7 protein-coding genes are annotated in these 9525 nt (G+C 56.3%); 5 read left to right on the top strand and 2 right to left on the bottom strand.

Annotated features, from left to right (window positions below; genetic code table 11):
* The first annotated feature begins 259 nt into the window (after nucleotides 1-259).
* From ACX3P5_RS12400 to ompC, 5 genes are all read left to right on the top strand, one after another.
* On the top strand, nucleotides 260-2170 hold the full coding sequence (locus ACX3P5_RS12400; protein WP_458968786.1) for an Ig-like domain-containing protein: 1911 nt from the start codon (nucleotides 260-262) through the stop codon (nucleotides 2168-2170).
* Between the two features lie 307 nt (nucleotides 2171-2477).
* Nucleotides 2478-3833, top strand: coding sequence for a TolC family outer membrane protein (locus ACX3P5_RS12395; protein WP_233987553.1), 1356 nt, complete (start codon nucleotides 2478-2480; stop codon nucleotides 3831-3833).
* 28 nt (nucleotides 3834-3861) lie between these two features.
* Nucleotides 3862-6021 carry a type I secretion system permease/ATPase gene (locus ACX3P5_RS12390; RefSeq protein WP_233987554.1) on the top strand — a complete coding sequence of 720 codons (2160 nt, stop codon included), beginning with the start codon at nucleotides 3862-3864 and terminating at the stop codon, nucleotides 6019-6021.
* Complete coding sequence (locus tag ACX3P5_RS12385; protein WP_293003156.1) at nucleotides 6018-7187, top strand: HlyD family efflux transporter periplasmic adaptor subunit; 1170 nt, start codon at nucleotides 6018-6020, stop codon at nucleotides 7185-7187. Before ACX3P5_RS12390 ends, ACX3P5_RS12385 begins: the two co-directional genes overlap by 4 nt.
* Nucleotides 7188-7786: 599 nt before the next feature.
* Nucleotides 7787-8899, top strand: a complete 1113-nt coding sequence (gene ompC / locus ACX3P5_RS12380) for a porin OmpC (RefSeq protein WP_233987555.1) — start codon at nucleotides 7787-7789, stop codon at nucleotides 8897-8899.
* A gap of 39 nt (nucleotides 8900-8938) precedes the next feature.
* Here ompC and ACX3P5_RS12375 read toward each other — a convergent pair whose 3' ends face one another.
* Together ACX3P5_RS12375 and ACX3P5_RS12370 are read right to left on the bottom strand one after the other, a co-directional pair.
* Complete coding sequence (locus tag ACX3P5_RS12375; RefSeq protein ID WP_233987556.1) at nucleotides 8939-9115, bottom strand: hypothetical protein; 177 nt, start codon at nucleotides 9113-9115, stop codon at nucleotides 8939-8941.
* Nucleotides 9116-9265: 150 nt separating this feature from the next.
* The gene (locus ACX3P5_RS12370) at nucleotides 9266-9376 is read right to left on the bottom strand and encodes a response regulator (RefSeq protein WP_233987557.1); all 111 of its coding nucleotides are present in this window, start codon (nucleotides 9374-9376) and stop codon (nucleotides 9266-9268) included.
* Nucleotides 9377-9525 lie beyond the last annotated feature (149 nt).

Here is a 9525-nt window from a genome sequence, read left to right as displayed (position 1 = left end):
CCACTATTCATTATTAATATGAAAGATTAGGGTAGGGGCAGAAAACGGCGCCACGCCGCCGGTTGCACTGAATCTGACGTCATAATTTCTTTCGCTGCTTTTTTAGCAGCCTATTCATTAATCCTTGTTACCTGCGGGTAACCGATTCCGGCCAGCGGAAACGGGCGGCCTGCGCTTGCCCGACATAACTGCGTCAACCAGAAAGATCAGTTTATCTGATGGTTTTCGCCTGCGTTCCTGTTCTGAATTGAGGTTACCTATGTCACAACGTGATACGCTTCGTGCCGTCCGGCTCGAATCCACTTTTCAGACCGCGGTAAGTGAATTTGCCGTGCCCGCCACGCCCGATGTCGCCCCGACCGCCAGTGGCCCTCTTTCGCTGGCTGTTGCCGGCACGTCAGCGGAGACGGCGCTAAGCTCACCGCTCAATCTCTCTGCGCTGGCGGTCAGCACCGCCGCGGATACCCAGCCACCCGCTGCGCTGCGGCCCTATGAACCGATCGCTGCAGATGGCGTGATCGCTAACTGGGAAGCCCGGAACCCGGTTCATCTGCGCGGCCAGGCGGTGGGAGAGGCGGGCTCAACCGTCACCCTGACTTTTAACGATCAGAGCTGGCACAGCACCGTCAATCAATGGGGCTACTGGAACGCCTCGATGCCCGCCGAGGTTTTGAAAGGCGTACCGGACGGTAATCACACCCTGACGCTGACCATCACCGATAAAGCCGGGAACAGCACCGATACCACGGTCGATTTCGGTCTCTATGCCGATCGCAGCATTAAGCCGACCCTGACGGTCGACACCATCAGTAAAGATGATGCGGTCAACATTGAGGAGAGCGTCTATGGCGTGGAGATCAGCGGCAGCGGCACGCATCTGGCGGCGGGCGGACGGGTCACGCTGACCCTGGGCAGCCTCACCACCACCGCCCTTGTCGACAGTGAAGGCAAATGGACCGGCAACTTCAATGAAAGCGATCTGAAAGCCTTGCAGGATGGGGTCTACAGTTTGCAGGTCAGCGCGAAGGACCCTAATGGCAATAGCGCCACCGAAACGCATCAGCTCACCCTGATTACCCATCTGAGCAGCCTGCCGCAGATTAGCTTCGACAAGGTGACGGCCGACGACGTGATCAATCTGGCGGAAACCCAGCAGGATCTGCTGCTGAGCGGCACGCTCTCGACCGTGATGCCGGGCCAGCGGCTGGTGATTACCGGCGCCAATGAGAAAGATTACGCCGCCACGGTTAGCGAGGAGGGACACTGGCAGGTGGTGATACCGGCGGCGGATGTCCACGCCTTTATTAACGTTGGCGAGATCCGCGCCTGGTCGATTGACGGTGCCAACAACTACACCGATGCCAGCCATGAGCTGAATATCAAAACCGGTTTTATTCCGATCTATATCGAGATGAATATTGGTGGCGATATGATCCTCAACGCTCAGGAGGCGCAGCACGATCTCAGTCTGTATGTCGAAGGGGCCAATGAAATGGTACTCAATGGCAAAACCTATCAGCCGGACAGCAAAGGCATGGTCACCCTGAGCGCCAGCGATCTGCAGGCGTTACCGGATGGCCCGGTATCCGCCACCTTTAATCGCTGGGATGACTATGGCAACAGCGACAGCCAGACCTACAGTGAGCTGTTTACCGTGGCAATCCATCAACGCCCGACCCTGACGCTGGAGACCCCGTTCGACGATAACCGGATCGACGCCGCCGATGTCAATAACTGGCATCTGATCCAGGGCAACTCGACCCATCTGGAACCGGGCAGCCTGGTGCAGTTAAGCCTCGGCGATCAGCACTACAGTGCCAGTGTGAAAGCCGATGGGGGCTGGGCGCTGACCATTCTGGCCGGGCAACTGGCCCCGCTGGATGATGGTGAATATCAGATGACGGTGAGCGCCAAAGACAGCGCCGGTAATCTGGCCAGCGCCAGCCAGACGGTAACGGTGGCATCACATAGTGACACCGCCGCGACGCTCAATGCACTGGCGGTAGATCAGCTGCTGGAGAGGCTCAGCCCGAACGGTGAGGCAGAAACCCTGACGGCCGCCGCGTCGTCTCCTGCCGCTGCGGCCCACGACAGCAATCTGGTCGCCGAATCACCTTACACGCTTGCCGATCATCTGTGGCAACACGCTGCCGCGCATCCGCTGGTCTGACCCACAACACATTAGTTCAGGTACTGCCTTCCGGACGGGTTAGTTAAGCCCGTCTGGATTGGCGGGTGAATCTCTGCTGCTTAAATTTTACGCTATTGACAAAATAATTAATTATTTCATCGATATTTAGCAGGAAGAAGCCAGGGTTATGATCTAATAATGTTAAAGGTCGTTTAGCGTCTGGCTTACGATCCATAAATTAAATGACGCAGTTCAATGAGGCGAGAGCCCGTGACGGCGCACCGTTTTGCACTCTTTGTTCACCGGGAAAACACCATGATGATAAGAACCCCTGTTGGTAAACATAATGAACAAAGCGCGATTGACCTTTTTGTTATGCGCCCTGAATGGCGTAGTGTTGCCTGCGGCTATTGCCGCACCCTTGCCCAAAGCTGAATTTAACTGGCGTGCCGCCCCCAGCGAAGAACAGATAGCCACCTTAACGCTGCGTGACGCCATCCTCCGCGCTTTCGCCCGCAACCCGAAAATCTCGGAAGCGGCCGCTCAAATCCATGTCGGTGAAGGCGATCTCGACGCCGCTAAAAGTGCCTGGTATCCGCAGATCTCTTTGCAGGGTGCGGCAGGCCGATCTCATCAGACCGACTCCGCCGGCAGCCTGAATAACAATGGGTCCGGCGGCATCATGCTCAGTCAGTTGTTGTACGATTTTGGCCGCACCGGCGGGGCCATCGATGAACAGCACGCCTTGTCCGATGCCTATCTCTTTGGCCTGTTCGACTCCATGACCACCGTGGCGGAAGATACGTTACAGGCCTATCTGGAAGTTAAACGTTACCAGGCGCTGGCGGAGACGGCCCATACCAATATCGCCTCTCTGGAGCGGGTAAGGGATATCGCCCGACTGCGCGCCGATGCCGGCCTCAACTCACAATCGGACGTGTTACAGGCGGAGACCCGCATCGCCGCCATGCATGCCACGCTGGAACAGTATCGGGCGCAGCTGCGTTCGGCCAAAGCGCAGCTGACGGTGCTGACCGGCGTGGTACCGGCTGCGCTGCCGGAGTTGCCGCAGGCGCTGCTGAACCAGCAGATTACCCTCGATAAAATTGCCTACGCCAACAGCGCAGCGGTGCGCAGCGCCCAGGCGAAACAGGAAGCAGCCCGCGAGCGGGTGCGTCAGGCGCAGTCTGGCCACTGGCCGACCATCAAAGTTCAGGCGGGCCGGACCCGTTATGAAAACGATCGCCAGTCCTACTGGGATGATGAAGTCCAGCTTCAGGTTGAAGCGCCGCTCTATCAGGGCGGGATAGTGAATGCCAGAACGCAATCCGCTGAAGGCGATCGTGAAGCGGCGCAGGCGGCAGTGCAGCAGGCCAAACTGACCATCAATCAGAATGCTTCTACCGCCTATGCCGACATGATTGGTGCGCAGCAGCGCCAGGCGGCCGGTGAAGTGCAGCTGGCCAGCGCCGACCATACCCGAAACGTCTACGCCGATGAGTATCGGCTCAGTAAGCGCAGCCTGAACGATCTGCTGAGCGTGGAACAGGATGTGTTTCAGGCGGACAGTTCGCGCATCACCGCGCTTTACGATGGCTGGGATGCCACCGTGCGCTACGCCGCGGCGGTCGACAATCTGCTGGATATCCTGGGTATCGATCGTCAGCGCAGCAGCGGCGATCTCCTTCCTTCGCTGCAATAGCGAGCTTCCGTATTAAAAGGCATTAACGATGAGTGCACAAAATCTGAATACCGAAAACTGGATTGCCGCCATGCTGCGCGTGGCGGCACGCTTCGGTAAGCCTGCCGACGGCAAAACCCTACGCCAGCAGATGCGCTGGTTTGAACATCTGCCGGTGGCGCAGCAGCTTGAACGTCTCTCCGGGCTGCTCGGGCTGCATCTGACCATGGTGCCGCAAAACAAGCTGCGCTGGCGTCAGGAGATCACCCCGGTGGTGCTGGTGCTGGAAAACAGCAGCGTGGCGGTGCTGGAAGGCATCGATCCCGACGGCAGCGCGCGCTACTGGCTGAGTGAAGGCGGGGACGTGGTGCGTGAAGGGGCGCTGTCCGAACTGCTGACCCGCAGCCAGGGCGATGTCGGGGTGATCGGCGTGGCGGCGCGCGGTCGCGATGCGCGCATCGATGAGTTTGTTCAGCCCTATGAGCCGCACTGGTTCTGGAAGAATTTTCGCGGTATGGGGCGACGCATTACCGAGATCTCACTGGCGTCGGTGATCAGCAACGTGCTGGCGCTTGCCGGGATCCTGTTCTCGATGCAGGTCTACGATCGGGTGATCCCGGCGCAGTCGCAGGCGACGCTCTGGGTGCTGTTTGTCGGGGTACTGATTGCGGCGGCGATTGAGTATCTGATCCGCCTGATGCGAACGCAGGTCTCTGACTTAATGGGTAAACGCATCGACCTGAAAGTCTCCGCCATGCTGTTTGCCCGGGCGATGAGCATCCGTAATGAAGCGCGGCCAAAATCGACCGGCTCATTTATATCGCAACTGCGCGAAATCGATCAGGTGCGTGAATTGCTGACTTCGACCACGGTAGGGGCCGCCGCCGATCTGCCGTTTGTTATCCTGTTCCTGTTCATCATGTCATTTATCGGTGGCTGGCTGGTGCTGATCCCGCTGGCAGCGATTCCGCTGATCGTTATCCCTGGCATGCTGGTGCAGATCCCGATGGCGCGGCTGGCGAAAGAGGGGCTGCGGGAAGGGGCGCTGCGTAATGCGGTGCTGGTGGAAACCATTGAAGGCATAGAAGATATTAAAGCGCTGCAGGCGGAACCCTATTTTCAGCGCCAGTGGGAACAGACGCACGAAGTCAGCGCTGCAATCAGTAACCAGCAACGCTTATGGGGCGCGCGGCTGACCGGCTGGGCCTCGACGGTGCAGCAGCTCACCTACGCCGGGATGCTGGTGTTTGGGGTCTACCTGATACTCGATTCGCAAATCACCACCGGTACCCTGGTCGCCTGTAGCCTGCTCTCCTCACGTACCATCGCGCCGCTGATGCAGCTCACCATGGTCTTTTCCCGCTGGCAGCACGCCAAAATGGCGATGAAAGGGCTGGATGAGCTGCTGAAGAAACCGCTCGATCAGCCGGAGGCCGCCACGCTGGCCCACTGTCCGACGCTTACCGGCCAGTACGATCTGCGTAACGTGCACTACAGCTACGACGAAGAGAATGAAAAGAACGTCCTCAACGTTCAGCAAATGCAGATCAAACCGGGCGAGAAGATCGCCATTCTCGGCAAAGTGGGTGCCGGCAAATCCACCCTGCTAAAAATTCTCGCCGGTCAGGCGCTGGCGACCCAGGGCAAGGTGATTGTCGATGGCGTCGATATTGAACGCATCGATCCAATCGATCTGCGTCGCCAGCTCGGCTGGCTATCCCACGATTCGCGGCTGTTCTTTGGCACGCTGCGGCAAAACCTGATGCTGGGAAATCCGCACGCCAGCGAACAGGAGATGCTGCAGGCGCTGCGCATCAGCGGCGCGCTGTCGCTGGTGCAGCAGGATGCGGCCAGTCTGGATCGCATTATTAATGAAGGGGGGCGCGGCCTGTCGGGTGGACAGCGTCAGATGGTGATGCTGAGCCGGATGATCCTGCGCCAGCCGCAGGTGGTATTGCTGGATGAGCCGACGGCCGCGATGGATGAGCAGTTAGAGGAGCATGTTATCCGTCAGCTACAGGGCTGGATCAGCGGCCGCACGCTGATCCTGGTCACCCATCGTCCGGCGCTGCTAAAGATGGTCGATCGCATTGTGGTAATGGATAACGGCCGGATAGTGGCCGATGGGCCGCGTGACGAGATCCTGCGCCGCGCCACCTCAACCGCCGCCCAGCCGGCGCCGGGCCCGAATAAAGGAGATGCCGCATGAGTTTGGTGATGATTGATAAAGATCTGGCGCGCCATGAACGCCGCACGTCCGCCATTATCTGGCTCTGTACCGCGGCGCTGGCCATTTTTCTTATCTGGGCGCACTTCGCCATTCTGGATGAAGTGACCGTCGGCACCGGCAAAGTGACGCCGTCCAGCCGGGCGCAGGTGATTGACAGCCTGGACGGCGGCATCGTCAAACAGCTCAACGTGCATGAGGGCGATATCGTCGAGAAAGGGCAGATTCTGGCGACGCTCGACCCGACGCGCTTCCAGTCTAATTTCGGTGAAGCCCAGGCTAAAGTACGTACGCTGCGTGCCTCGTCAGAACGGCTGGAAGCGGAACTCTCCGGTACGCCGCTGAAATTCAGCGCCGAAACGTTGAAAGAGCCGCAGCTGGTGCTGCGGGAAAGGCAGTTGTATGAATCCCGGCGGCGCAATCTGACGGAAACCATCAGCAATTTGCAGCAGTCGCTCAAACTGGTGCAGGATGAACTGCGTCTGACCGAGCCGCTGGTGGCTAAAGGCGCGGCCGGCCAGGTCGAGGTGATCCGCCTGCGGCGTCAGGTCAGCGATCTGCGCGGCAAAATCGATGAGGCGCGCAATGACTATCTGGTACGCGCCCACGAAGAGCAGGTTAAAAACAATGCTGAACTGGATGCGCAGCTACAGGTAGCGGCGGGTAAAGAGGACCAACTGACGCGCGCCACGCTCTATTCGCCGGTGCGCGGCATCGTTAAAGATATTCAGGTGACCACGGTCGGTGGCGTACTGGAGCCGGGCGGCAAGCTGATGGAGATTGTGCCGCTGGAAGATCAGTTGCTGATTGAAACCCGCATCAACCCCCGTGATATCGCCTATATCCGGCCTGGCCTGGCGGCAATCGTGAAGATCACCGCCTACGACTCCTCTATCTATGGCGATCTGCCAGGCGAGGTGGAAATTGTCTCGCCGGATACGCTGCAGGATGAGGTTAAGCGCGATCAATACTACTATCGCGTCTACGTTCGCACCCAAAAGGCGGAGCTGACCAACCGCGCCGGGCGCAAATTCCCGATTGTGCCGGGTATGGTCGCCAATGTAGAAATTAAAACTGGCCAGAAATCGGTGATGGATTATCTGCTTAAACCGCTGAATAAAGTTAAAGAATCGCTGCGAGAGCGATAATACCGCGATCCAGATATTATCTCAGCCTGCTTAATTACCGTGATAAATTAAGTGGGCGGAGTTATTGTCAGGCAAGCGGCAAATAAGGGGGAAATTAACTTTCTGTGCGGCTTAACAACAATGTTAATTCAGACATGCAAATCAAGTTTACGCAGAAATAGTGGTAGCGGCGGATGACAGGCAAAAAAATGCCGGACAAACATGTCCGGCGGGAAATATAGGGTAAACATCTCATTCGGGGTGAATGAAGGTAATAATGAAATAAATGATGATAGCGGGATCTATTGTATTACCTGATGACGCATAAGTTTTATCATTCAGTGCTTCAGAGTAATCCGATGTAACGCGTTGATAACAAAGGTAGCAGAATCAGATTGGCTTTTTGTGCCATATTTTTTATCGATACGTGCTGGTTATTAGTTCCCCAAATCTTACATTATGAAATAACTGTTTCGTACTCTGAAACACTTTTGGAAATTTAGTAGCATTTTCGTGATGGATTATTGCCCGATATAAAACAACAATGGCCTGCCGGCTGAATTTTTAATCATTCAGTTAGCAGTGGCAAATAATAAAGGCACATTACAGAGGGTAATAAAATGAAACGTCGCGTTCTCTCCCTGTTGGTCCCTGCGTTGCTGGTCGCAGCAGGATCGGCAAACGCAGCTGAAATCTACAACAAAGACGGCAACAAATTAGACCTGTTCGGTAAAGTCGATGGCCTGCACTACTTCTCCGATAATGATAGTTCTGATGGCGATCAGTCCTACGTCCGCTTTGGTTTTAAAGGCGAAACCGAAATCAGCGACCAGTTGACCGGTTACGGCCAGTGGGAGTATCAGGCGGCGCTGAACAATGCAGAGTCGCAGGGTACCGAAAACAGCTATACGCGCGTCGGTTTTGCCGGTGTGAAATTTGGTGATGCAGGCTCGTTCGACTACGGTCGTAACTACGGCGTTGCTTACGACATCGGCGCATGGACCGACGTTCTGCCGGAGTTCGGCGGTGATACCTATGGCGCGGACAACTTTATGTTCCAGCGCGGCAACGGTATGGCAACCTACCGCAACAGCAACTTCTTTGGCCTGGTCGATGGCTGGAACTTTGCGGTGCAGTATCAGGGCAAAAACGGCAATGGTGATGAATCACCGAACGGCCGCGATGTGCTGGGTCAGAACGGTGACGGCTGGGGCCTGAGCACCACTTACGATCTCGGTTCCGGTTTTGGTATTGGTGCGTCGGCATTCCAGTCTGACCGTACCAACGATCAGAACGGCAACCAGGCGGGTATCCTGGGCCGTGGCGACAAAGCTGAAGCCTATACCGGCGGTCTGAAATATGATGCCAACAACGTTTACCTGGCAGCGATGTACACCAAGTCGTATAACGCAACCCGCTTCGGCAGCAGTGATTCCCCAGTGTTTGGTTACGCTGATAAAGCGGAAAACTGGGAACTGGTGGCGCAGTATCAGTTTGACTTCGGTCTGCGTCCATCGCTGGCGTATGTTACCTCACGCGGCACCGACGTGCAGAACTGGGGCAAACAGAACCTGAAGAAATACATTGATGTAGGTGCGACTTACTACTTCAACAAAAACATGTCCACCTATGTGGATTACCAAATCAACCTGCTGGATGACAACCAGTTCACCGACGCGGCCGGTATCAACACCGACGACGTGGTGGCGCTGGGTCTGGTTTACCAGTTCTGATTTGTACAGATGCGCAGCCACGGCTGCGCATCTGCGTTATCAATCCTTTTCTTTTATCTCTTCTGCTGCTCGCCACGTTTTCGCTTTTGCAACGGTCGCGACCGGTGAAACCACCACGCCAAATCGGGCCCCTTCAAATGCGACGCCCCCCAGCGTAAAGGCTGAAAAGCTCAGCCACTGATGCCAGGCTGCCTGCAGGTTTTGTGACCTTTTCATTCTGCACCTCTCAGAGATAAACACTGATTCAACAGTGCAGAATTCATGCCAGCTTTACCGCTCTGATAGCCACGGGCCTGCCGCGCATTCTGGTAAACTTGCCGCGCAGATTAAGGCGGCCAATGCCCCGTTAAGGTGCAACGCTGCTGATTAATGGCGCGACCGCGACAGCGTCATGTGACGATGACGGCGCTGATGCCAGACTTTGTAGCTGCTGAAGATGAACAGACCCAGGGCGATGGCAAGAATCACATAGATCATCTGCTACTCCTTTCATTAAACCTAACCGTTAAACGTAAATCGCCCGGTTACGGGCGGATGCATAGTAGATGACTGACTGATACTGTCGCCATTGGGTAAAGTATTCAACCTTATTTTAACCTCTTTACCAGCGATTTATGCTTTGTAGC

The organism is Pantoea sp. S-LA4, assembly GCF_054482835.1.
Note: the sequence above shows the minus strand (reverse complement) of the source record. Positions and strands in the feature narration are given on the sequence as shown.